The following is a 22,205-nucleotide window of genomic DNA, read 5'->3' as shown; positions in this document are numbered from 1 at the left end:
GGGCGCGCGACACCTCCGGCGGTGGATGCGGCGGTGGATGCGGCCTGGCGCTGCGCGCCGCGCTCAGCCAAGCATGGCGTGCAGTCCCGCCTTGAGGCGACGGCCCTCGGCATGGAAATAGTCGCGCTGGTCCTTCCAGGCCGGGAACCGCGCCTCCACTTCGCGCCAGAACCGCGGCGAATGGTCGGCGTGGATCAGGTGGCACAGCTCGTGCACCAGCACGTACTCGAAGGCGGCCGGCTGGCCCAGCACCAGCGACAGGTCCAGCGTCAGCGTGCCGTCCGGCGCCAGCGAGCCCCACTGCGACGACAGCACGCGAAGGCGGATGCGCGAAGGCGCCCGCGGCAGGCCGGCCAGGTACTTCGGCAACCATGCCGCGATGTCGGCACGGGCTTCTGCCTCGTAGAAGTCGCGCAGCGCGCGGACCATTGCAACGTCGCCGGCGCGCGGCGGCAGCTGCAGCGTGATGCCCGCCTCGTCGCGCACGACGCGCGCAAAACGGCCTTCCGCCCAGAGCAGCGGCACGCGCAGGCCCCGCAAGGGCAATGCAGCGCTCTCGCCGCGGACCAGCGGCGCCACGTCGTCGGCGGTGCGCGCCATCTGCACGGTCAGCCAGTCGCGGTGCTCATGCAGGAAACGCTCGCCGGACACCAGGCTGGCGCGCATCGGCAAGGTCAGTCGCGCACCGCGCTCGCCGACCGTCAGTCGCAGGCGCTTGGCGCGCGGATCGCGCACGCGCAGGACGTCGATGCGACGACCATCGGAAAGCACGAAAGGAATCGCGTCGCGCTGCAGGCCACCGATCTTCGGTACCGGTCTGGGGGAAAGCAGGCGAAGCAGCGACGGCATGCGCGCATTCTAGCGGCGAGCAGCGCATTCCGCTGGACGGCATGCAAGCGGCTGCATGCCCAATCGTGGAATCGGGCCGTCTACACGACGCGATGCGACACCATCCGTGCTTGTGCTGTCCGTCGGGACGACATCAAGGTTCAGGTCGTCGCTGGCAGGCGATTCCAGGACACTTCCGACGCGATGATGGTGCTGGACGACTTGCCACATCCAGACAAGACAAGCACCGAAGGCGGAATGGATGGCCGACTCGCCGGCGAAGCAGTCCGGCCACCCAGATTTCGCGATGGGCAACCGGCCCTAGCGCCCGGAAGCCAGCGGCCGGTTCATGGCGCGCGGGCTGTTCACGCCCGGCTGATGCGGATCGAGCGTCGGGAACGGACGCATGCGCAGGTTCTGGTCGGCCGCATCACGTACGACAGGAACCACCAGTTCCACGTTGCGAGCGACGACCTGCCCGCATTCAAGCGCCGGATCGAATCGCCATCTTGCGGCTGCATTCAACGCCGCCTGACGGAACGTCGCGGGAACTGAATCATCAGCCACCACGATATCCTTCGGCTTTCCGTCCACATCGACCACCATGTGGACCGGGACACCGGAGACCCGCCACAACGGCGAATGTCCACCGATGAATGCCGATTGGACGACGACAGGTGCCCTCGTCCCCGATTCGCAGCGATCCACGTCCGTTGCGCCGGGCGACGCCATCGACGCGGCAAGCAGGAAAGTCCACAACATGGCCACGTCTCCTTCGTCCATCGATGAGTGCCTACCCGCTATACAGCACTACGAAACAGCGGTCAATTCCTGCCGCGGACTGCATTCATCAAGCATCCGCTTTCGACAGCTTCAAGGCACCTTCGAGCACCACGAAAAGCCGTGAGAATTCCGCGCTCATCAACGCGAAGCGCGCATCGAGCTCGGCGCGCAGGTCGTCGCGCTCGGTCGATTCCAGCTGGTCCACGGCGCCGTCGAGCAGCTTGAACTTGCGCACGACCAGATCCTCGCCCAGCACGAACGAGACGTGATCGTCGAGCGTCAGCGCCAACCGCGTCACCTGCTTGCCGGCCTCGAGGTGCTTGGCGATCTCGTCGGACTGCAGCTCCTGGTGCTGGCACTTGACCACCGCGCCACCATCCATCGGGTCCTTCAGCTCGCATTCCTCACCCAGCGACAGGCCTTCGGGCAACGCCTCGCCCGCGACCCAGCCGGTCAGCACGTTGCGTGGCGCGACTTCGGAGTTGAGCGGAAGCGCCGGGAAGCTGCCCATCGCATGGCGGATTTCCGACACCACCGCCTCGCCGCTCTTGCGGCTGGAGGTGTCGACCGCGCAGACGCCCAGCTTGAGGTCGATCAGCGCGTCGATGCGCGACGGGCGCACGAAGGCACGCGGCAGCAGTTCGTGCACCAGGTCGTCCTTCATCTGCTTGCGCATGCGGCCGCCGGGCTTCCGGCCCTGTTTCTCCTCCATCTCCGCAAGCTTCTTCGCCAGCAGGTCGTTGACCACCGCCGAGGGCAGCAGCCGGTCCTCGCCACCGACGGTCACCCAGATGGTGTCGCCGATGCGATGCGACAAGGCCTCGCCCTCGCGACCGAAGGGCGACACGAAGCCGCGCGAGGACATCTCCAGCGCGCCGACGGGCTTGAGCGGATGGTCGGCCAGCAGCTCGTCGAGTTTGGTGAAATCGAGGGAGGTGGAAAAGCGGAACAGCGTGAGGTTTCTGAAGAACATGGAAATCCGGAGTCGGGGAATTGGAATCGGGGAGGGTGTCTGGTCATGCCAGCCCGGGGCGAGCGGCGATCCAGTGTGTTCAATCCGGTCGCAAGACTTGCGAAGCCACGGCGCAGGGTCCCGGCTCGCGCCGGGATGACGGCGTCAACATCGACACCGGTCAGTCGTCGCCCCGGTCGACGCCGTGCGGCTCGCCGGCCAGCCAGGCATGCGCATCGGGCAGCGCGGCATCGCCGTGGCGGCCCAGCGACAGGAAATCGAACAGGTTAGCGTCGCTCAGCTGCGAGGGGCGGATGTCGCCCAGCGCGCGCGCGATGGTCTCGATGCGACCGGGGCTGTCCTTTTCCCACTGCCGCATCATCAGCCCCACCTGCCTGCGCTGCAGGTTCTCCTGCGAGCCGCACAGGTTGCAGGGGATGATCGGGAAGGCCTTGGCCTGCGCATACGCGGCGATGTCGTCCTCGCGCACGTAGGCCAGCGGGCGGATCACCACGTGGCGGCCGTCGTCGCTCAGCAGTTTCGGCGGCATGCCGCTGAGCTTGGCGTGGAAGAACAGGTTGAGGAAGAACGTGGCCACCAGGTCGTCGCGATGGTGGCCCAGCGCGATCCTGGTGATGCCGTTCTCCGCCGCCCACGTGTACAGCGCGCCGCGCCGCAGCCGCGAGCACAGCGAACACATCGTCTTGCCCTCCGGAACGACCCGGCTGACCACCGAATACGTGTCCTGCTCGATGATGTGGAAATCCACGCCGAGCGAACGCAGGTACCCGGGCAGCACGTGTTCCGGGAACCCGGGCTGCTTCTGGTCGAGGTTGACGGCGACGATCGAGAACGCCACCGGCGCCTTCTTCTGCAGCTGGAGCAGGATGTCGAGCATCGTGTAGCTGTCCTTGCCGCCGGACAGGCACACCATCACCCTGTCGCCGTCCTCGATCATGCCGAAGTCGGCGATCGCCTTGCCCACCTGGTGGCGCAGGCGCCTGGCGAGCTTGTTCGCCTCGCGCGCGGCGGCGCGCGGGTCGCGGCGCAGGACGGGTTCGGCCAAGGGCAGGACGGTACTCATGGCCGCAAGTTTACCGGGTGCGCCCGCCCGCCTCGATGGCGAAGGGGCGGGCGCGCGGGATCAGGGCATCCAGACCCGGTTGCGCGTGGTTGGTGATGCGGTGACGTCGCTGACGCGGCCACTGCCGTCGAACTGCACCTGGAACTCGTCGAAGCTGCTCAACCAGTAGCGCCACAGTGCGGCATCAAGGTCCGGATTCTCACTGTGCATGGGATAGCCCAGCGACGTCAGCACCTGCTCGCGGTCCATGCCGGGCGTGACCCTGGATTGCCCCACGGCTTCCTGCACCTTCGCCGGCCAGCTGGCGATGCGGTCGGCGGGATTCTCGCTGACGACATAGCGGCGGGCGAAGTCCTCCGGCGCCAGGTCGCGGCTGTAGTCGTTGCCGATGGCCTGCTTGCTGCCATCCAGCTCCACGCGCACGCGGTAGCGGCCGTAACCGGTCACCTTGGCGGGCGTACCGGCCGGGAGGGTGCGCTTGCCGTCCTCGGCATAGTTGCCATCACTGATCCAGCTGCCATCGCTGCGCATGTTGCAGCAGAGGTAGCCATCGAACTTCGCCTGCGCGAACGCCGCGCAAGGCAGCACGCCCACGGCCAGGCCCGCAAGCAGGACAAGTCGGTACTTCATGGTGTTCTCCATTCCCGTGCGGCAGGGCACGCCGCGGATGCTGGTCCGGCAGTCCCGGTGCGCATCGCCCCCTCTGCGCGGACGCATTCTGCCGAGCGGCCAGGCGCTCCGCCATCCCCTCCTCCGCCGCCTCCGGGTGTAAGCTGGTCCGGCACACCCATGGAGTGGCGATGCTGCCCGTCGACCCTGCAGAGATCCCCCGCAAGCTGGCCGAACTCAGGCTGGAGCATCGCGACCTCGATACCGCCATCGCCCAGCTGCAGATCGACATCGCCGCCGACGAACTGGCCGTCAAGCGGTTGAAGAAGCGCAAGCTGCAGCTCAAGGACATGATCACGCGGCTGGAGTCGGCGCTGATTCCCGACGAGCCAGCGTAGGGCGGGTCCGACCCGCCGCTGCCTGCCTTCGCAGTGGGCAGATGCGTCCATGCCCGACGCAACACTTGTCACGGGGATACGGGGCGATCGACTTGATCGCGGGCGCCCACGTGCCGTAGCGGCGGGTCGAGACCCGCCCTACACGCTCATCCTCAATCCGCCACGACTGTCCCGACGGGCTTCACCGCTTCGGGGCTCACCTTCTCGATGGTGTGCCGCAGCTCGCGGCCCAGGATCACCTTCGCGTCCCTGGCCCAGGCATTGAGGCGTTCGTCGAACACCAGCTTGCTGTTCTCGTCCAGCTTCACCAGTCCCAGCTCGCGCAGTTTCTGGATGAAGCCGCGGAACAGGGTCTTGTCGAAGAACTCCGGCGCCGCCGGGGCGTACAGCAGCGACAGGCGCTGCGCGGCCAGCTGGCACAGGCTTTCGAGTTCACCGGCGCCCAGCGTGCCCGGACCGTTCTTGGCCAGCACCGAGATGGCGATGTAGTAGCGCTCGAACGCCTGTTGCAGCGGATGCCCCAACGCGCGCAGGCGGAATACTTCGTCGGACTGCCCGGCGTTGCGCGCGAGGATGCCGCCGTCGTCGTCGCTGACCTGCTCCAGCAAACCTTCGCGCGCGAACACCTCGATGGTGCGGTCGATGCGCTCGGCGAAACCATCCTCGTCCCACGGCAGGAACAGTTCGCCCTGCAGGAACGGATACATCCCGCGGCCGATGCGGCGCAGGTTCTCGCGCGACATCCGGCGGTTGTGCAGGAAGCAGCACGCGATCCACGCCGAGGCCGTGAACAAATGCAGTACGTTGTTGCGGAAGTAGCTCAGCAGCACCGCGTCGTCGTCGCCGACGCTGAACACGTCGCCCAGCGGATGCGATACCCGCCGCAGCACGCCGATTTCCTCACCGTGCGCGACGATCTGCAGTGGCGAGTGCGGCGTGACGGTCACCCGGTCGGAATACGGCACTTCGGCCAGCAGTTTCTTCGACAGCTCGATCTGCGCCAGCAGGTCGCCTTCGCCCATCGCATGTTTGGGCGTGGACAGCAGCGCCAGCGCCAGCAGGTTGATCGGGTTCACGTCGGCCGCGCGGTTGATGTTGACCTGGATGCGCTGCGCGGCGGCATCGACCATGTCCGCCAGCCAGTCCGGCTTGTCGTCGTCGCCCAGCGGCTTGCCGTCCCAGGTGGTGGCGTGCTCGGCCAGCAGGTCGCCCAGCTCGATCGGCTCGCCGAAGTTCACCACCACCTGGCCGTAGTTCTGGCGAAGCACTTTCGGAATGCCCCACAGCAGCGCCCAGATCGATTCCTTTTCCTTCGGCTTGCCGCTGAGTTCGTCGAGGTAGCTGTTGCCTTCCATCAGCTTCTCGTAGCCGATGTACACCGGCTGGAACACCACCGGCCGCGTCGGCTGGCGCAGGTAGGCGCGCATGGTCATCGCCACCATGCCGCCCTTGGGCTGCAGCAGGCGTCCGGTGCGCGAGCGCCCGCCCTCGATGAAGTACTCGATGGAGTAGCCACCGGCGACCAGCTGCGCGACGTACTCGGCCAGGATGGTGGAATACAGCGCGGAGCCGCGGATCGAACGGCGGATGTAGAACGCCCCGCCCTTGCGCAGGATGGTGCCCACCACCGGCAGGTTGAGGTTGATGCCGGCCACGATGTGCGGTGGCACGATGCCCTTGGTGTACAGCAGGTAGGACAGCAGCAGGTAGTCCATGTGGCTGCGGTGGCTGGGCACGTACACCACTTCCTTGCCCGGCGCGATGGCCTTCAGCGCATCGAGGTGGTGCACGAGCACGCCGCGGTAGATGCGGTTCCACACCCCGGTCAGCAGGAACGACGCCGAACGCACCACCGGATGCGAATAGTCGGCGGCGATCTCGTACGCCATCGCGTGCGCCTTCTTCCACGCATCCTCGGGCTTGCTGTTGTCGCGCCGCGCCTGGTCGGCGATGGCGTCCTTGACCGGCGCCGACGCCAGCACCTTGTCGATCAGCAGCCGGCGCGTGGACAGGTCGGGCCCGACGATGGCTTCGCGGGTGCGGTTGAAGTGCGTGCGCAACACGCGTGCGAGCTTGCGTACCGAACGCTCGGGCGTGAGGTCCTCGTCGAGGATGCCGCGCATGTCGACCGGCGGCGCGAACCGCACCAGGGTGTCGCGGCCATTGAGCAGGATCGCCAGCAGCCGGCGCGAGCGGCCGACGATGGCCCAGTTCTCCGAAAACAGCACCGAGAACCAGCCGCTGGCCTTGTCGGGCGAGCGGCCGACGAAGATCGAGACCGGCACCAGTTGCACGTCCAGCACGGGATCGTCGCGATGCGCATCGAGCAGCCGCGCCAGCGATTCGGAGTGCGTCTTCTTCTGCTGCACCTGCCCGGTGGCCAGTGCCAGCGCACTGCTGGCGTGTCGCCGGGACAGCGCCACATACGCGCGTTTCCGGCCCAGCGGGTCGCCCGGCAGCGGCCGCAGCGGCGACGGCAGCCCGGCCTCGCGGCAGGCGCGGTCGAGGATCAGCGCATTCGACAGGCCGTAGTCTTCCAGCACGTAGCAGACCGGGCGGCCATCGACCAGGTCGGGCGGTGCCTGCGGTTCGATCTTCAACACCAGCCATGGCTTCAGGATGCCGCCGAGCAACTTCGCCCACCACGGGCGTCGCGCGCGCAGCTCGCGACGCGGGCCGGTCGGCACCATCGGTGCCGCAACCACGGTCCCGGCCTCGCCTGCCGTTGGGGCGTCCGGGCTCGCGCCAGCCCCACGGTCGTGCGGCGCATCGCCGGCAGGCGCCATCGCGGCGTCCGGCGGCTGGGCACGGTCGTCGTCGAACAGGGGGGGTTGGGTGGGCATCATCGGGGCCATTATGCCGAAGCCCGCGTCGCGAGCCCGCGTACGGACCACTTGATGAATGGGGCGGTCAGCGCCGCAGGATGGCCACGTAGCGGGCTCGTGCCTCGGTGGCCACCCTGCCGTCGGGCAGCGGCACGCGGCTGGCCAGTGTGGTCCGGGCACGGCCGCGCTCGCGCAGGGTGGTCAGGAAGGCCTCCCAGGATTCGCCCTCGGCCAGCGACGCGTCGGCCTCGAGGTCGGCGAACAGCGGCGCGAGGTAACGGACCTCGGTATCGGCCACGAACACGTCCGCGTCCAGCCCGGCCTGCTGCACGCGCAAGGTCACCAGCCCCCAGGCCGCCAGCGTCAGCAGCGACACCAGGCTGCCGCCGAAGGCGCAGCCCTTGTCATTGACGTGCACCGGCAGCGGCGCGTGCAGCGACAGGCGCTCGCCGTCGTAGCCGGCGATGCGCAACTGCATCGCCGCGACCGGCGGCATCGACTGGTAATGCGCCTCGAGGGCGCGCAGCGGGTCCTTGTCCATTCCATCCTTCCCGGCGCCATGCGGTGTTGCGATGGCCGCGCGCAGCGACCAAGCTGCGGGGATGGTCCCGACGCCCACGCCCACCCCGCTGCAGGAATGCTACGTCATCTCGCTGCGCCCGGTCGGCGCGCACGGGATGATGCGGCGCGCCGCGGCCGCGCGCGGGATGCGCGTGCTGGCGCTGTCGCCCTGGCGCATCGAGGCGCGCGACGATGCCGCCACCCGCAAGGCATTGCGCGCGGCGCTCGCCGCCGACGCGGTGGTGTTCACCAGCCCGCCCGCGGTACGCGCGGCCGCGGCCCTGCAGCCGCTGCGCCCGCGCCGCGGGCAGTCCTGGCTGGCGGTCGGCGGCGGCACGGCGGCGGCGCTGCGACGGGCCGGGGTGCAGGACGTGGGCGCGCCCACGCGAATGGACAGCGAAGGCCTGCTGGCACTGCCCGCACTGCGTGGCATCCGCGGGCAGCGGATCGGACTGGTCACCGCACCCGGTGGCCGTGGCGCACTGGCGCCCGCGCTTGGGCAACGCGGTGCCACGGTGGTGCGCGCCAACGTGTACGAACGCGTGTCGATTGCGCCATCGCCGCGAGCCGCCGCATTCCTGCAGTCGTCGCATGCAACACCATGGCTGGCGTTGAGCAGCGGCGAAGCCTTGCGCCATGTGCTGTCGGCGTTGCCGACCGCCGCGGCGACCGCCTTGCGCCGTGCCCGCGTGGTCGCCGCCAGCGCGCGCCTTGCGGACCTGGCGCGCGGGCTGGGTTTCCGCGATGTACGCATCGCCGTCGATGCAAGACCAGGGTCGCTGGTGGATGCCATCGCGGAGTGATGCTGGTGGGCGCGTGATCGTCCGCCGATCTCTTGGATTCGGCCTGTCGTCGACGATCTGCAGCTCGCGGGATGGAGGCCCGGTCACCCCGCAACCGAATCCGTCACCCCCGTGCAGGCGGAGGCCGGCGGTCGTTGACCGGGTCCCCGACTGCGCGGAGGTGAGGGTGGCGTGCACGGCATGGGCACGCGAGCGCCTGGAGGCTGTGCAGCCACACGCCGTTGCCGGCCATTCACGCAGGTCGACACGGCCCCGACACGCCACCGGCTATGGTCGCTTCGCTACGCCACGGAGCTTCGACCATGACCCTGCTGCGCAACCTGCTGTTCTGGATCGTGCTGGCGCTGCTGGGCGCAGTGGCGGCGCATTTCGTGTTCGCGCAGGATCCCGGCTACGTGCTGGTGCGCTGGCGCGGCGACGACTACACCACCACCTTGATCTACGCCACCTGGATCGTCATCGGCATCGCGCTGGCGCTGTGGATCGCGTGGAGCCTGCTGTCCTGGCCGTTCCGCGCATGGAGCCTGCATCGCGATCGCCAACAGCGCGCACGCATCGGCGATGGCATCGAAGCGCTGCACCAGGGTCGCTACAAGCAGGCCGAGCGGCTGCTGGCCGATGCCACGGACGATCCCGACCTGGAAGCCGCGGCCCGCATCGCCGCGGCCGAAGCGGCGCTGGCGCGCGGCGACGAAGCGGCGGCCCGTGCGCAACTGGATGCGTTCGGCGACCGCCACCCCGCTTCGCGCGCGATCGCACTGGCGACCATCGCGCTGCGCGACGATCGTCCCACGGATGCGCTGGTGGCCCTGGATGCGCCCGCCGCACAGCCGTTGCCGCCGCGCGGGTTGGCGCTGCGTGCCGAGGCGCTGGCGCGCAATGGCCAGGCCACCGAGGCCTATGGCCTGCTCGGTGCAGTGCGCAAGCAGGACGCCTGGACCGACGCGGAATTCGCCGACCGCGAATTGCGCTGGGCAGCGCTGTCGCTGCGCGAGGGCGACGAGAACGCCTTCGCCCAGCGTTGGGAAACCCTGCCGAAATCGCTCAAGCACGAGCCCGCGGTGGTCGAAGCCTATGCCACGCGGGCCGCGGAACTGGGCTGGGACGATGCCGCGATCAAGAGCGTCGAGCGCGCGCTGGAATCGCGCTGGGACGAACGCCTCGCCACGCTGTACGGCCGTTTGCCGGTCGGCAACCTCGACCATCGCCGCACGCAGGCCGAACGCTGGCTGGCCGCGCACCCGGGCAGCCTCGCCCTGCCGGCCACGCTGGCCCGCCTGGCGCACGCGCAGGGCGATGCCACGGCAGCCGACGGCTACTGGCGACAGGCGCTCGCGGAAGGCGGCAGCGCGGATGACTGGGAAGCGCTGGGCGACGCCTGCGCCGCGCGCGGCGACGAGGCCGCGGCCCGACAGTGCTACGCCAATGCGCTGCGCGTGTCGCGTGGCGAACGCGCGGCACCGCTGGCCACCGCCATCGCCGACCAAGGCCTCGCGGTTGAACCTGCCACGCATGCGCGCGCAGTGGTGCATGACGACCGGGGTCTGCCGCGGTTCGAGGACGACCGGGATCCCATCGACCGCGTTTGACCTCGGCACGCACCGCCCCTATCGCGCCGAAGCATCCCGCGGCATAGTCCGCCGATGCCGAATGCCGACGACCTGCCGCTGCTGTCGCTGACCACCGCGCTCGGGGCCGGGCTGTTGCTCGGCCTGCTCTACGAGCGCCGCAAGCACGACGACCCCGCCATCGCCGCAGGACTGCGCACGCACACGCTGGCGGCGCTGCTGGGTGCGGTGACGCTGTGGATCGGCGTACCGGCGTTCCTGCTCGCACTGCTGCTCACCGGCACCTTCGCCGCGCTGAGCTACCTGCGCACCAGCCAGCACGACACCGGGCTGACGGCCGAGTTCGCGCTGCTGTGCAGCTGCGTGCTGGGTGGACTGGCGATGCGATCGCCGGTCGCCGCCGGTGCGCTGGCGGTGCTGGTGGCGATCCTGATCTACGCCAAGCCGCGGCTGCACCACATCACCCGCGAGCGCATCAGCGATCGCGAGATCGCCGACGGGTTGATCCTGCTGGCCTTCGCGCTGATCGTGCTGCCGCTGATTCCCGACGAACCGATCGGCCCCTACGGCGCGCTCAACCTCGCCACGGTGTGGAAGCTGGTGGTGCTGGTGATGGCGATCGGGGCGCTGGGCCATGTCGCGTTGCGCCTGATCGGCACGCGCTGGGGCCTGCTGGTCTCCGGGTTCTTCGCCGGTTACGTCTCGTCCACCGCAGCCACGGCGGGGTTCGGGCAGCGCGCAAAGGCAGAGCCCGCGCTGCTGTCGTCGGCGATCGGCGCGACCCTGCTGGCCAACCTCGCCTCGCTCAGCCTGTTCGTGCCGGTGCTGCTGGCGATCGCGCCCGGCCTGCTGCGCGAGGTGTGGCTGGAGCTGCTGGCGGCCGCAGCGGTATTGATGGTCGGCGCCGCGTTCGGCTTCCATCGCGGCGAACGCGTCGAAGCCCCGCCACCGACCGCGGATGCGCGCATGTTCCGCATCGGCCAGGCGCTCGGCTTCGCGGCGCTGATCGCCGGCGTGCTGTTCGTCTCGCGGGTGGCGGCGGAATGGCTGGGCGCGAACGCCGCACTGGCCACCGCCTTCCTCACTGCGCTGGCCGAGCTGCACGCCGCCGTCGCCACCGTCGGCACCCTGTTCCGCGACGGCACCATCGACGCGCGCCACGCGCAGTGGGCGGTGGTGGGCCTGCTGGCGGCCAGCGCTGCTGCGAAGTCCGTCGTCGCCTTCGTCAGTGGCGGTCCGGCATTCGGTATCCGCATTGCAATCGGATTGGCCGGGATGATGCTGGCGGCAGCGTCGGTGGCACTTTTTGCCTGAAATGCACTGCGGCAACCGCGGGCTCATCAAGCCGGCGTGATCAAGCCGGCGACAGCGTGCCGCCACGTTCGGCTTCGGACTCCGACAGGTGCTTGCGAATCACGCGAGCGATCGCCGCGCCGACCACGGCATTGCCTGCCGCATTGAAGTGCAGGCCATCGTCCAGCAGCAACGACGGCAGGTCATGCGACAGCACTACGGCGTGCAGGTCATGCACGGCGAAACCATGCGCCCGCGCAAGATCGACAGATGCCGCGTTGTAACGCTGCAGGTCGGCCCGGTACCTGCGCGAGGCCTTGGCGGCGTTGTGTCGCCCCTCGTCGAACGGCGTGCTGGTGGCCCAGACCACGGTGGCGCCGGTGGCGGCCAAGACATCGAAGATCGCCCGCAGGTTATCCACGTACTTCGCAAGCGTGTTGACCGGTTGCGATGCGCCAGCGTCGTAGCGCAGGTCGTGCAGGCCGCAGTTGATGTGGACGAGGTCTCCCGGCACCGCAGGCAGCCATTCCGCGATCCGCTTTCGCACCTGGGTGGAGGACTCGCAGTTCTCGACTGGCGACTTGACCACGAACTCCGCCAGCATCCCCCGCACCGTGGGTTCGGCGTTGAGACGGATCGAATCGCCGACCAGATGGATCGTCATCGCTGTGAAACGCAGCTGCGGACGCGATCGACGACCGGGGCGTCAGCGCTCCAGGATCGCCACCACGCCCATGCCGCCGGCGGTGCAGATGGAGATCAGCGCGCGTCCGCCGCCGCGGGCCTTGAGCTGCTTGGCGGCGGTGGCGACGATGCGCGCACCGGTGGCGGCGAACGGATGGCCCGCGGCCAGCGAGGAGCCGACCGGGTTGATCTTCTCCGGGTCGATGCGGCCCAGCGGCGCGTCCAGCTTGAGCCGGTTGCGGCAGTAATCCTCGCTCTCCCACGCGCGCAGCGTGCACAACACCTGCGCGGCGAAGGCCTCGTGGATCTCGTAGATGTCGAAGTCCTGCAGCGTGAGGTGGTTGCGCGCGAGCATCTCGGCCACCGCCACGGTCGGCGCCATCAGCAGGCCTTCGCCATGCACGAAATCGACGGCGGCCACGTGGGCGTCGCGGATGTGGCACAGCACCTCGTGCCCGTGCGCGGCCGCCCAGTCGTCGGTCGACAGCAGGCAGGCCGAGGCGCCATCGGTCAACGGCGTGGAGTTGGCCGCCGTCAGCGTGCCGCGTCCGCTCACCTTGTCGAACGCGGGCTTGAGGGTGGCGAGCTTTTCCAGCGAGGTGTCGGGGCGCAGGATGTTGTCGCGCGACACGCCACGGAAACTCACCACCAGGTCGTCGAAGAAGCCGGCATCGTAGGCCGCGGCCAGCTTGCGGTGCGAGGCGACGGCCAGTTCGTCCTGCGAATCGCGGGAGATGTTCCACTCCTTCGCCATGTCTTCGCAGTGCTGGCCCATCGACTTGCCGGTGCGCGGCTCGGCCACGCCGGGGAAGTCGGGCTTGAGCTCGCGCAGCTTGAACCCCTTGAACGCGGCGATCCTGCCTTTCGTGGTCTTCGCCGCGTTCGCGGCCAGCAGGCGGCGGCGCAGCGACTGGCCGTAGACGATCGGCACGTCGGAGGTGGTGTCGGAACCGCCACCGACGCCCGACTCGATCTGCCCGGCGGCGATCTTGTTGCCGATGGTGATGATGGAGTCGAGCGAGGTGCCGCAGGCACGCTGCAGGGTGATGCCGGGCGTCAGCGGCGACAGGCCGGACGACAGTGCAGCCTCGCGCCCGAGGTTCCAGTCGCTGCTGTGCTTGATCACCGCACCCATCGCCACTTCGCCGAGCTGCTGCCCGTGCAGGCCGAACTTCTCGACCAGCGCACCCAGCGTGCGCACCGACATGCCAAGGTTGCCGACGTCCGCGTACGCGGTGTTCTGGCGGCAGAACGGGATGCGGACGCCGCCAAGCACGGCGACGGGACGACCTTGCAGCATCGGGAGACCTCGCGGGAATGGCCCGGGACGCGCGCCGGGCATAATGCGGAGTCTACCGCCGCGACTGCATAGGGCCAATGAACGACCGCGCCACCCTTGCCGATGCCGATGCACCCGCGTGCGTGCGCGGGCTGCTCGCGCTGGAACTGTCGCCCGGCAGCCGCATCGACAGGGCCGCACTGCGGCAGACCGAGGCCGCAGCGCTGGCATCGCTGCTGGCGCGCGACCTGGCCAGGCTGGTGCCTGCCGCGCGTGGACTCGACGCATGCCTGATGGCCGCCCATTTCGATCCGGCCGAAGCGCTGCGCCCGGGCTGGCCGCTGCACCGCCGGCTCGAGGACCTGCATGCACGCGCGCCACGCGGCGACGGCACGCCGCGCGTCATCGCCTTCGGCGCCGACGCCGCGGGCGAGGTGCCGATGCCGCTGCAGTGCGACGCCAGCCTCGCCGGCGGCCAGCTGCGCGTGCTGCCGTGGCTGTTCGCCGGCGCCCGCGCGCTGGTGGACGAGGTGGCAGAAGCGTTCGAATCGATCCTGCTGGACCGGGGCATGGCCGCGGCGGACACCGCACTCGCCGCACAGCAGTCCTTCGACACCCGCGTCGAGCATGCGCGCAGCATGACCCTGCACGACCTGGCCGCGATGACCGCGATGCAATACGAGCACGCGGGCCTCGCGCCGCTGTGGCCGCTGATCGAAACGGCCCTGCTGGCACCTGACGACACGGCGGCACTCGATGCGCCGCCGGAGCCGCAACTGCACTATGCCGGTGGCGAAGTGACGATCACCTTGCTGACGCCGGACGACTGGCGCGCGCGCTGCGGCGGGAACGACAGCGACTGCGAACGCCTGCGCCGCCGTTTCGCGCAGTACGAGATGCGCCAGCAGCAGTTCGCGGCGGTGCTGGGTGCGCACGGCATCCCGGTGTTGTTCGAATCGGCGCCGCGGCCGGACGCTTAGGCATCACCGGAGCCGGGTGCTATTGCGCGCGGTTTCCTCACCGGAAAGCCGACAGTGCCGCCGATCAGGCGCGAGCACTTCACGACTGCGCGAAGCGCTGCTCAACCCGGAGGCGCCTTCCTCGACGCCGTGGCGTCCGCGGATCCCCCGCCTTCGCCGGGATGACGGGCCTTGTCCAAGGCTCCAGGGCTTTCAAGGGACTCGCCTGTTCTTCTCAGGCGAGTCCCGGGGAAACTCCCGCACGACGATTCTCCAGGCGGCGCTTACTGCCCGGCTGCGATCACTCCACACGCCAACCGCGCACCGGCGTTGCCGGTCGGCTGGGTCATGTAGTCGTCGGGATCGGCATGCACGATCACGCCACGGCCGATGATGTCGGAGGCGCCGCCATCGCCGATGGTGACGCCATCGAAGCGCGCATCCACCGTCGCCACGCCGGCATCGTCGGCGACCAGGTTGTCGCTGTCGCCGCCATGGTGGTCGCCGTGGCCGACACGACCGTGGTCGCTCATGCCGGGATTGAAATGGCCGCCGGCGCTTTCCGCATCCGGCGCGCTGCAGTCACCCATTTCATGGATATGGAAGCCGTGGCGGGTGCCGGCGCCCAGGCCGGTGATCTGGCCGCGGGCCTGCACCACGCCATCGGCCACGGTGAAGGTGAGCGTGCCGGCGGTGTCGTTGCCTTCGGTCGGTGCGAGGGTCACGTTGGCCGTGGCCGCAGCCGCCATGGCGGCTGCCGGCTCGGCGACCGGGTCAGGCGGCAGCGTGGTGTCGGTTGCGGGCTCGGTCGCCGGTTGCGAACAGGCGGCACAGGCCAGCAACAGGGGCGCGACCAGCAGGGAACGGGCGTGACGCATCGGGAACCTCCTCGGACTCGGACAACGGCCTGGGCCGGAACCCCCGATCCTAACCGCAGCCCTCATCGCTGCGCCGTGATGACCCCGCAGGCCACGCGCGCACTGATCGCGCCGCGGGTCGCGCCCAGCACCAGCAATGCGCGCCCGGCGATGTCGTTGTCGGCGCCACCGCCCAGCACCGCGCCACGCACCAGCAGGTCCACCTGGGCCACCCCGCGCGGGTCGGCGACGATGCGGTCGGGGAACTCACCGACCGCGCCATCCTGGCGCACGCCCGACAGCGGGTCGTAATAGCGGCCAGCACTGCTGGCATCCACCGCGCTGCAGTTGCCGCGCTCGTGCACCTGCAGGCCATGCGCGCCGTTGCGGGTCAGGCCACCGATGGTGCCGGTGATGCGCACGCCCTCCGTCGCCTGCGCCAGTTCCACGCGGCCACTGACCAGGCTGCCGGACGACGATGCCAGGTTGGCCACGGCCTTGCGCGCGGTGCCGGTGTCGGCAATGACCCGCGGCGTCGGCTGGGCTTCCGGCGCGCGTGCGACCGGCGCGGGGCTGCTGGCGCATGCAGACAGCAGCAACGTCGAGGACAGCATCAGCAAGGCGTTGCGCATCGGACTCCTTCCCGAAAGAGGCAGAAGACGGACAAGGTAGTGGCTGGACCCTTTCCGGGCGATGAAGTTCCAGTACGCGCGCCCTGTTCCTTCCCCCGGAGAAGATGCCCGGAGGGCGGATGAGGGTGCGACGGGGCGGTGTTGGCGCCGATCGACGCGGCGCCACCCTGCCATTGGCATGCCCCGTCGGCGCCGCCTTGCGCCCCAACGGCAAGGCTCTCGTCAACGCCAACCGTGCCTCAACGCCGCGTGCGGCTGGTTCCCAGCTTGCGGGTCAGCGTGTTGCGGCCCAGCCCGAGGCGCGTCGCCGCTTCGGTGCGGCGGCCACCGGTGTGCTCCAGTGCGGCATCCAGCAGCACGCGATCGAAGCGTTCGCGGGCGCTGGCGTGCACGTCGGTCGCGCCCGCCGCCAGCTGGCCGCGCGCCCAGTGCGCGAGGGCCGCTTCCCAGCCAACGCCTTCGTTGCCGCCCGATGTGGCGAATGCGCCGTCCAGGTCTGCCGGCATGATGGTGTCGGCAGGCGCCAGCGCCGCCAGCCGCCAGCACAGGTTCTCCAGCTCGCGCACGTTGCCGGGCCAGTCGTGCGCCAGCAGCCGCGCCATCGCCGCCTTGCCGAAGCGCTTGGGCGCGGCATCGAAGCGTTCGGCGGCGGCCAGCAGGAAGCGTTCGGCCAGCAGCGGGATGTCCTCGCGGCGTTCGCGCAGCGGCGGCAGCTGCAGGCGCACCACGTTGAGCCGATGCAGCAGGTCGGCGCGGAAGCCGCCTTCGCGCACGCGCGCATCGAGGTCCTGGTGGGTGGCCGCGACCACGCGCACGTCGACCCGGATCAGCTCGCGGCCACCGACGCGGAAGAACTCGCCCTCGGCCAGCACCCGCAGCAGCCGCGTCTGCAGCGGCAGCGGCATGTCGCCGATCTCATCGAGGAACAATGTGCCGCCATCGGCCTGCTCGAAGCGGCCGATGTGGCGTTTCGAAGCACCGGTGAACGCGCCAGCCTCGTGCCCGAACAGTTCGCTTTCCAGGAGTTCGGACGGAATCGCCGCGGTATTGAGCGCGACGAAGGGCGCACGCGAACGCGGCGATTCGCGATGCAGCGCCCGCGCGACGAGTTCCTTGCCGGTGCCCGTCTCCCCGGTGATCAGCACCGACAGCGGCGCCTGTGCGAGCCGTCCGATGGCGCGGAACAGCTGGCGCATCGCCGGCGTGTCGCCGACCAGCGCGTCGCCATCGGTCGAGGTTTCGATGTCCGCATCGGCCGCCGGCTGCGCGCCGCGTTCGGCGAGCACGCGCTCGGCCAGCGCCACCGCTTCGTCGAGGTCGAAGGGCTTTGACAGGAACTCGTGCGCGCCGGCGCGGAACGCGCCCGCCGTGCTGGCGACATCGGTGTAGGCCGACATCACCACCACCGGCAGTTGCGGGTGGCGCTGCTTCAACGTTTCCAGCAGCGCGATGCCGCTGTCGCCGGGCATGCGCACGTCGGTGAACAGCAGTTGCGGCGAGGTGCGCTTGCGCAGCGCATCGAGCACCGCTTCGGCGGAATCGAACCCGGCCACGTCATGCCCGGCATCGCTGAGCGCGGTCGCCAGCACGAAGCGCACGCTACGGTCGTCGTCCACCACCCAGATCGTCGCGGGCTCAACCGGCATCGCCGCCCCCCTTGCGTTCGGCATCGTCGGCAGTGGCCTCGACATCCAGCGGCAACAACACCGTGAATACCGTATGCCCGGCGCGCGATCGGTACGCCAGCGAGCCGCGATGTTCACGCGCCACCTGCTGCGCCAGCGCCAGGCCCAGGCCACTGCCGCCGGGACGTCCCGACACCAGCGGCAGGAACACCTGTTCGGCCAGCTCCTCGGGCACGCCGCGGCCGTCGTCGATGATCTCCAGCCGCAGCGCGCGCACATGCACCGCGTCGCCGATGCGGACGCCGTGCTCGATCCGCGTGCGCAGCGTGACATTGGCCGCGCCCGCCTGGATGGCGTTGCGCACGAGGTTCCACACCGCCTGCACCAGCCGGTCGAAGCCGCCGGACAGGTCGGGCAGGCTGGGGTCGTAGTCGCGGACCAGCTTGACGATCCAGCCGGCCTCGGCATCGGCCAGCACCACCACCCGCTCCAGCACCGCATGGATGTTCACGGGCGCGTGCGGGCCGGGCGGCGCCGGCGCCAGCAGGTTGTCGACCAGCGCGGTCAGGCGTGCCACTTCGGACTGGATGAGGGCCAGCAGTTCGGTCGAAGCCGGTTCGTCGATGCGCCGCTGCAGCAGCTGCGCCGCGCCCTTCAGGCCGGCCAGCGGATTGCGCAGTTCGTGCGCCAGCCCGCGCAGCGCCGCCGACAGCGCGCTGGGCAGCACCTGCAACGGATCATCGCCAGGGAACTCGTCCACCGGGTGCGCCTCCAGCAACCAGCCGCCGCTCTCGCGCCGGCTCAGCCAGCCATCGGCAAACCGCGGCGAACCGCCCAGGTAGGCCAGCTCGATCCGGCGCAGGCGCAACTGGTCGCCCGGCCCGCCATCCTCGGCTGCCAGCGCCCGCCGCAGCATGTCGCCCTCGACCTCCAGCGCCGCCAGCGGCTGGTCCAGCAGCCGCCGCACGCTGACCCCCAGCCAGCGCCCGAACGCGGCGTTGCAGCCTTCGATCCGGGCATGGGCATCGGTCCAAGCCACCGGCGTGAGCAACGGCTCGACGGCGATATCAGGGGCGGCATACGGTTGCATCGCACCATTGTGGGGCATGCACCAGAATGACGCGAGCGTTTGACCGGGACCGCTGTTCCAGATCGGTATCAGGCCGCGAGTCTTCGGCCATGCGGCTATCTGGAATGCTCGGCCCGTTCGATGACGTTGTCGCGCTTGCGGATGACGTACTTCGATCCGCCGCCAACGACATTCTGGAATGGCTCCATCCGCTTCAGGCGGAACTCGATGAAGTACCGGCTTCCACTCTGGCTCATCCAGATGTCGTAGTTCCTGATGTCGAGGGCGAAGCGCGCCAGCGCCTGATCGCCACCCGATTCATCCCTGCCCGCCAGCCACTCCGAGAATGCGGCGTAGGCGGCATTGACCGCTGGTGAAGCCGGGTCGACAGGGCGATCTGCCCGCACGCCTTCGTCGTCGGCCGCCGCTACTGCCGGAAAAGCAAACACAAGGCCTACAACCACCCCGCCCAGGATCGATTTCAACACCGGCCGCCCCGCAGCAACATGTTCCCTCCAGTCAGGGCGTGACGCTCCCTTGAGGCAATGGGGGTCTGCGCCACGTCAGCGCATGCAGGATGCGCAGGTCTTCCTCGTCCAGCGCCTTTCCATTGTCGCCGCGGAAGCGCATGCGGTAGGCATGGATGGTGGCTTGGAGGTTGTCGGTCGAGTAGCCGATCAGGCGTAGCGCGTTGACCGGGTCGAAACCCGGCGGCGGCGGCGGCGCATCCGGGTCGGGCCAGATGCCGAAACCGGCATCGAACAGGCGCTTCCACGGGAACAGCGGGCCGGGGTCGACCTTGCGGCCAGGCGCGAGGTCGGAATGGCCGATGACTTCGGTCCTGGGGATACGGTGGCGCGTGGTCAGGTCTTCCAGCAGGCGGATCAGGGCGTCGATCTGCGCGTCGGTGAACGGCTCGCGGCCATCGTTGTCGATCTCGATGCCGATGGAAGCCGAGTTGAGTTCGTGGATGCTGCCCCAGCTGCCGGCACCCGCGTGCCAGGCGCGGTGTTCGTCGGACACCAGCTGGTAGATGGCGCCATCGTCGCCCAGCAGGTAATGGGCGCTGACGCGGCCACCGCTGTTGCGCGTGCGCAGGGTATTGAGACTGCGCTGCACCGAATCCTGCTCGGTGTAGTGCACCACGATGACCTGCGCACGGCGGGCATCGTAATTCTCCGATGGCACCCACTGCGCCATCGGGTTGCGCGGGGCGATCGTGGTCTGGCACGCGGCCAGCAGGAGGCTGCACGCGGCAACGATGGCGAAAGTGTGCATTCGTCGGCTCATGGCTGCATTGCAGCGCTTGAGGGCGCGGAAGGCAAGTCGGATCAAGGCTGCGGGGCGGCTCCCACCGCAACCATCCCCCGCAAGCGGGGGGGTTGAATCTGCCGTGGGCCAGTCCGCATGACCTGTGATGAACAGCGCTTTTCGCCACGCCTGCAACGTTGGGCACGATGTGTCCGCCCCCTCCCCCGCCTGCGGAGAGGGTTGGAAAGGGGGTGGGCGTGCACCGCAAAAAAAGCGGGCGACGTTGCCGCCGCCCGCGTCCACCCGTGGGGGAGTGGCGTGTTCCGTCAGTTCTCGTAGGCCGATTCGCCGTGCGAGACGATGTCCAGGCCGATGCGCTCGTCTTCCTCGCTCACGCGCAGGCCGACGACCAGCTTCACCACCACCATCACCAGCGCGGTCACCACGGCCACCCAGCCGATGGTCACCAGCACGCTGAGCGTCTGCGCCCAGACCTGCGCCGCGATGTCGAGGTCGGCTTCGGTGCCGCCCAGCGTTTCCGCGCTGAACACACCGGTCAACACCGCACCGACGATGCCGCCGACCGCGTGCACGCCGAACACGTCCGCGGTGTCATCGACGCGCAGCAAGCGCTTCAGGCCATTGACCGCCCAGACGCAGATGGCGCCGGCAGCAAGACCGATCACGATCGCACCCATCGGGCCCACCGTGCCGGCCGCCGGGGTGATGCCGACCAATCCGGCGATGGCGCCCGAGGCTGCGCCCAGTGCGGACGGGCGGCCCTTGCCGATCGCTTCCACCAGGCTCCACGCCACCACGCCGGCGGACGTGGCCACCATGGTGTTGATCATCGCCAGCGATGCGGACGCATCCGCCGCCAGCGCCGAGCCGGCATTGAAGCCGAACCAGCCTACCCACAGCAGCGCGGCGCCGATGAAGGTGAAGGGCACGTTGTGCGGCTTGAGCGCTTCACGGCCGTAACCCAGCCGCTTGCCGACGAAGTACGCCGCCACCAGGCCCGCGATGCCCGCGTTGATGTGCACCACGGTGCCGCCGGCGAAATCGATCACGCCCTTGTGCGCCAGGAAGCCATCCTCGCCGCTCCATACCATGTGCACCATCGGCAGGTACGAGAAGGTCGCCCACAGCACCGCGAACAGCAGCACCGCGGTGAACTTGATGCGCTCGGCGAAGGCGCCGACCACCAGCGCCGTGGTGATGCCGGCGAACGTGGACTGGAACACGATGAACAGGAACTCCGGCAGGCCGCCCGCATCGGTGTCCGCGACGATTCCCTTCAGGAACGCCTTCTCGGTGAACGATCCAAAGAACGCATTGCCCTCGGTGAAGGCGACGCTGTAGCCGTACGACACCCATAGCAGGATCACCACCGAGAACACCACCAGCACCTGCATCAGCACCGACAGCACGTTCTTCGCGCGCACCATGCCGCCGTAGAACAGCGCCAGGCCGGGCACCACCATCAGCAGCACCAGGAAGGTGGACGTGAGCATCCACGCGACGTCGCCGCTGTCGAAGGCGACCGCCTCCGCCTCCGTGCCATCAACGGCTTCCTCGACGGCGGCGACGGCTTCCTCGACCACCGCTTCGGTCGCCTCGACCGTCTCTTCAACCGCCTCGGCCACGGGCGCCTCGGCGTCCTGCGCGAACGCGGACTGCGGTGCGGCCAGCACCGCGACCGCGCACATCACCGCGAACACCGCGGCCTGCAATCGGGTTTTCCACCCGGGGGGATGACAAGTCTTCATGTGTGCCTCCGAAGGTGGTTAGAGCGCGTCGGCGCCGACTTCGCCGGTGCGGATGCGGACGACCTGGTCGAGCGCGACGACGAACACCTTGCCGTCGCCGACCTTGCCGGTGCCCGCGGACTTGGAGATCGCTTCCAGCGCGGCGTCGAACACCTCGTCGGTGACCGCGACCTCGATCTTCAGCTTGGGCAGGAAATCGACGACGTATTCCGCGCCGCGATACAGCTCGGTGTGGCCCTTTTGCCGCCCGAAGCCCTTGACCTCGGTGACGGTGAGCCCCGACACGCCGGCTTCGCCGAGGGCTTCGCGCACCTCGTCGAGCTTGAACGGCCGGATGATGGCGATGATGAGTTTCATGGAACGCCTCCTGTGGAAG

22 protein-coding genes are annotated in these 22,205 nt (G+C 69.3%); 5 read left to right on the top strand and 17 right to left on the bottom strand.

What is annotated here, in order from left to right:
- Positions 1-63: 63 nt before the first annotated feature.
- The 5 genes from E2F46_RS10180 to E2F46_RS10160 form a co-directional block, all read right to left on the bottom strand.
- Positions 64-849 (bottom strand): YgjP family zinc-dependent metalloprotease, encoded by a 786-nt coding sequence (locus E2F46_RS10180; protein ID WP_133321981.1) that lies wholly within the window; start codon positions 847-849, stop codon positions 64-66.
- A gap of 300 nt (positions 850-1,149) precedes the next feature.
- Positions 1,150-1,590: an energy transducer TonB gene (locus E2F46_RS10175; protein ID WP_165967431.1), complete on the bottom strand. Its 441-nt coding sequence runs from the start codon at positions 1,588-1,590 to the stop codon at positions 1,150-1,152.
- Between the two features lie 88 nt (positions 1,591-1,678).
- Positions 1,679-2,584 (bottom strand): recombination-associated protein RdgC, encoded by a 906-nt coding sequence (locus E2F46_RS10170; protein WP_133321979.1) that lies wholly within the window; start codon positions 2,582-2,584, stop codon positions 1,679-1,681.
- 160 nt (positions 2,585-2,744) lie between these two features.
- Entirely contained in the window at positions 2,745-3,647 is a 903-nt protein-coding gene (gene ttcA, locus E2F46_RS10165; protein ID WP_133321978.1) for a tRNA 2-thiocytidine(32) synthetase TtcA, read from the bottom strand.
- A 60-nt stretch (positions 3,648-3,707) separates the two neighbouring features.
- Positions 3,708-4,277, bottom strand: a complete 570-nt coding sequence (locus tag E2F46_RS10160; RefSeq protein ID WP_133321977.1) for a hypothetical protein — start codon at positions 4,275-4,277, stop codon at positions 3,708-3,710.
- 170 nt (positions 4,278-4,447) lie between these two features.
- Here E2F46_RS10160 and E2F46_RS10155 point away from each other — a divergent pair, with 170 nt between their 5' ends.
- Positions 4,448-4,654 (top strand): YdcH family protein, encoded by a 207-nt coding sequence (locus E2F46_RS10155; protein WP_133321976.1) that lies wholly within the window; start codon positions 4,448-4,450, stop codon positions 4,652-4,654.
- Positions 4,655-4,806: 152 nt separating this feature from the next.
- Here the strand turns inward: E2F46_RS10155 and plsB are convergent, their stop codons facing one another.
- Positions 4,807-7,497 (bottom strand): glycerol-3-phosphate 1-O-acyltransferase PlsB, encoded by a 2,691-nt coding sequence (gene plsB / locus E2F46_RS10150; protein WP_133321975.1) that lies wholly within the window; start codon positions 7,495-7,497, stop codon positions 4,807-4,809.
- A gap of 67 nt (positions 7,498-7,564) precedes the next feature.
- Complete coding sequence (locus tag E2F46_RS10145) at positions 7,565-8,020, bottom strand: YiiD C-terminal domain-containing protein (RefSeq protein WP_133321974.1); 456 nt, start codon at positions 8,018-8,020, stop codon at positions 7,565-7,567.
- A gap of 61 nt (positions 8,021-8,081) precedes the next feature.
- On the opposite strand from E2F46_RS10145, the gene E2F46_RS10140 reads away from it, so the two are divergent.
- From E2F46_RS10140 to E2F46_RS10130, 3 genes are all read left to right on the top strand, one after another.
- Complete coding sequence (locus tag E2F46_RS10140) at positions 8,082-8,843, top strand: uroporphyrinogen-III synthase (protein WP_133321973.1); 762 nt, start codon at positions 8,082-8,084, stop codon at positions 8,841-8,843.
- 302 nt (positions 8,844-9,145) lie between these two features.
- Positions 9,146-10,432, top strand: coding sequence for a heme biosynthesis HemY N-terminal domain-containing protein (locus E2F46_RS10135; protein ID WP_165967430.1), 1,287 nt, complete (start codon positions 9,146-9,148; stop codon positions 10,430-10,432).
- A 54-nt stretch (positions 10,433-10,486) separates the two neighbouring features.
- The gene (locus E2F46_RS10130; RefSeq protein ID WP_133321971.1) at positions 10,487-11,725 is read left to right on the top strand and encodes an MgtC/SapB family protein; all 1,239 of its coding nucleotides are present in this window, start codon (positions 10,487-10,489) and stop codon (positions 11,723-11,725) included.
- Between the two features lie 40 nt (positions 11,726-11,765).
- Here E2F46_RS10130 and E2F46_RS10125 read toward each other — a convergent pair whose 3' ends face one another.
- Together E2F46_RS10125 and E2F46_RS10120 are read right to left on the bottom strand one after the other, a co-directional pair.
- Positions 11,766-12,368 carry an SGNH/GDSL hydrolase family protein gene (locus E2F46_RS10125; RefSeq protein ID WP_133321970.1) on the bottom strand — a complete coding sequence of 201 codons (603 nt, stop codon included), beginning with the start codon at positions 12,366-12,368 and terminating at the stop codon, positions 11,766-11,768.
- A gap of 42 nt (positions 12,369-12,410) precedes the next feature.
- Positions 12,411-13,688 (bottom strand): acetyl-CoA C-acetyltransferase, encoded by a 1,278-nt coding sequence (locus E2F46_RS10120; RefSeq protein ID WP_133321969.1) that lies wholly within the window; start codon positions 13,686-13,688, stop codon positions 12,411-12,413.
- Between the two features lie 77 nt (positions 13,689-13,765).
- On the opposite strand from E2F46_RS10120, the gene E2F46_RS10115 reads away from it, so the two are divergent.
- The gene (locus E2F46_RS10115) at positions 13,766-14,647 is read left to right on the top strand and encodes a hypothetical protein (RefSeq protein WP_133321968.1); all 882 of its coding nucleotides are present in this window, start codon (positions 13,766-13,768) and stop codon (positions 14,645-14,647) included.
- Positions 14,648-14,910: 263 nt separating this feature from the next.
- Here E2F46_RS10115 and E2F46_RS10110 read toward each other — a convergent pair whose 3' ends face one another.
- The 8 genes from E2F46_RS10110 to E2F46_RS10075 all read right to left on the bottom strand — a co-directional run bounded on the left by E2F46_RS10110 (position 14,911) and on the right by E2F46_RS10075 (position 22,186).
- Positions 14,911-15,504 (bottom strand): superoxide dismutase family protein, encoded by a 594-nt coding sequence (locus E2F46_RS10110; RefSeq protein ID WP_133321967.1) that lies wholly within the window; start codon positions 15,502-15,504, stop codon positions 14,911-14,913.
- 62 nt (positions 15,505-15,566) lie between these two features.
- Positions 15,567-16,115: a superoxide dismutase family protein gene (locus E2F46_RS10105; RefSeq protein ID WP_133321966.1), complete on the bottom strand. Its 549-nt coding sequence runs from the start codon at positions 16,113-16,115 to the stop codon at positions 15,567-15,569.
- A 239-nt stretch (positions 16,116-16,354) separates the two neighbouring features.
- On the bottom strand, positions 16,355-17,761 hold the full coding sequence (ntrC, locus tag E2F46_RS10100) for a nitrogen regulation protein NR(I) (protein WP_133321965.1): 1,407 nt from the start codon (positions 17,759-17,761) through the stop codon (positions 16,355-16,357).
- Positions 17,751-18,830 carry a two-component system sensor histidine kinase NtrB gene (locus E2F46_RS10095; RefSeq protein WP_243720377.1) on the bottom strand — a complete coding sequence of 360 codons (1,080 nt, stop codon included), beginning with the start codon at positions 18,828-18,830 and terminating at the stop codon, positions 17,751-17,753. Before E2F46_RS10095 ends, ntrC begins: the two co-directional genes overlap by 11 nt.
- Positions 18,831-18,925: 95 nt before the next feature.
- A complete protein-coding gene (locus E2F46_RS10090; protein WP_133321963.1) occupies positions 18,926-19,294 on the bottom strand; it encodes a hypothetical protein in 369 nt (122 codons plus the stop codon).
- Positions 19,295-19,328: 34 nt separating this feature from the next.
- Positions 19,329-20,099 carry an N-acetylmuramoyl-L-alanine amidase gene (locus tag E2F46_RS10085; RefSeq protein ID WP_133321962.1) on the bottom strand — a complete coding sequence of 257 codons (771 nt, stop codon included), beginning with the start codon at positions 20,097-20,099 and terminating at the stop codon, positions 19,329-19,331.
- A gap of 287 nt (positions 20,100-20,386) precedes the next feature.
- A complete protein-coding gene (locus E2F46_RS10080) occupies positions 20,387-21,829 on the bottom strand; it encodes an ammonium transporter (RefSeq protein ID WP_133321961.1) in 1,443 nt (480 codons plus the stop codon).
- Between the two features lie 18 nt (positions 21,830-21,847).
- Positions 21,848-22,186, bottom strand: a complete 339-nt coding sequence (locus tag E2F46_RS10075; protein ID WP_133321960.1) for a P-II family nitrogen regulator — start codon at positions 22,184-22,186, stop codon at positions 21,848-21,850.
- Positions 22,187-22,205: the final 19 nt, after the last annotated feature.

It is taken from the genome of Luteimonas aestuarii (assembly GCF_004357985.1).
In the GTDB taxonomy this organism is placed as follows: Bacteria; Pseudomonadota; Gammaproteobacteria; order Xanthomonadales; family Xanthomonadaceae; genus Luteimonas; species Luteimonas aestuarii.
This window is presented reverse-complemented; position numbering and strand designations above follow the sequence as displayed.

Bases quoted from the DNA above. Each gene is read 5' to 3' on its own strand.
- E2F46_RS10180 (WP_133321981.1), bottom strand. From the start codon at position 849: ATGCCGTCGCTGCTTCGCCTGCTTTCCCCCAGACCGGTACCGAAGATC.
- E2F46_RS10175 (WP_165967431.1), bottom strand. From the start codon at position 1,590: ATGTTGTGGACTTTCCTGCTTGCCGCGTCGATGGCGTCGCCCGGCGCA.
- E2F46_RS10170 (WP_133321979.1), bottom strand. From the start codon at position 2,584: ATGTTCTTCAGAAACCTCACGCTGTTCCGCTTTTCCACCTCCCTCGAT.
- ttcA (WP_133321978.1), bottom strand. From the start codon at position 3,647: ATGAGTACCGTCCTGCCCTTGGCCGAACCCGTCCTGCGCCGCGACCCG.
- E2F46_RS10160 (WP_133321977.1), bottom strand. From the start codon at position 4,277: ATGAAGTACCGACTTGTCCTGCTTGCGGGCCTGGCCGTGGGCGTGCTG.
- E2F46_RS10155 (WP_133321976.1), top strand. From the start codon at position 4,448: ATGCTGCCCGTCGACCCTGCAGAGATCCCCCGCAAGCTGGCCGAACTC.
- plsB (WP_133321975.1), bottom strand. From the start codon at position 7,497: ATGCCCACCCAACCCCCCCTGTTCGACGACGACCGTGCCCAGCCGCCG.
- E2F46_RS10145 (WP_133321974.1), bottom strand. From the start codon at position 8,020: ATGGACAAGGACCCGCTGCGCGCCCTCGAGGCGCATTACCAGTCGATG.
- E2F46_RS10140 (WP_133321973.1), top strand. From the start codon at position 8,082: ATGGTCCCGACGCCCACGCCCACCCCGCTGCAGGAATGCTACGTCATC.
- E2F46_RS10135 (WP_165967430.1), top strand. From the start codon at position 9,146: ATGACCCTGCTGCGCAACCTGCTGTTCTGGATCGTGCTGGCGCTGCTG.
- E2F46_RS10130 (WP_133321971.1), top strand. From the start codon at position 10,487: ATGCCGAATGCCGACGACCTGCCGCTGCTGTCGCTGACCACCGCGCTC.
- E2F46_RS10125 (WP_133321970.1), bottom strand. From the start codon at position 12,368: ATGACGATCCATCTGGTCGGCGATTCGATCCGTCTCAACGCCGAACCC.
- E2F46_RS10120 (WP_133321969.1), bottom strand. From the start codon at position 13,688: ATGCTGCAAGGTCGTCCCGTCGCCGTGCTTGGCGGCGTCCGCATCCCG.
- E2F46_RS10115 (WP_133321968.1), top strand. From the start codon at position 13,766: ATGAACGACCGCGCCACCCTTGCCGATGCCGATGCACCCGCGTGCGTG.
- E2F46_RS10110 (WP_133321967.1), bottom strand. From the start codon at position 15,504: ATGCGTCACGCCCGTTCCCTGCTGGTCGCGCCCCTGTTGCTGGCCTGT.
- E2F46_RS10105 (WP_133321966.1), bottom strand. From the start codon at position 16,115: ATGCGCAACGCCTTGCTGATGCTGTCCTCGACGTTGCTGCTGTCTGCA.
- ntrC (WP_133321965.1), bottom strand. From the start codon at position 17,761: ATGCCGGTTGAGCCCGCGACGATCTGGGTGGTGGACGACGACCGTAGC.
- E2F46_RS10095 (WP_243720377.1), bottom strand. From the start codon at position 18,830: ATGCAACCGTATGCCGCCCCTGATATCGCCGTCGAGCCGTTGCTCACG.
- E2F46_RS10085 (WP_133321962.1), bottom strand. From the start codon at position 20,099: ATGAGCCGACGAATGCACACTTTCGCCATCGTTGCCGCGTGCAGCCTC.
- E2F46_RS10080 (WP_133321961.1), bottom strand. From the start codon at position 21,829: ATGAAGACTTGTCATCCCCCCGGGTGGAAAACCCGATTGCAGGCCGCG.
- E2F46_RS10075 (WP_133321960.1), bottom strand. From the start codon at position 22,186: ATGAAACTCATCATCGCCATCATCCGGCCGTTCAAGCTCGACGAGGTG.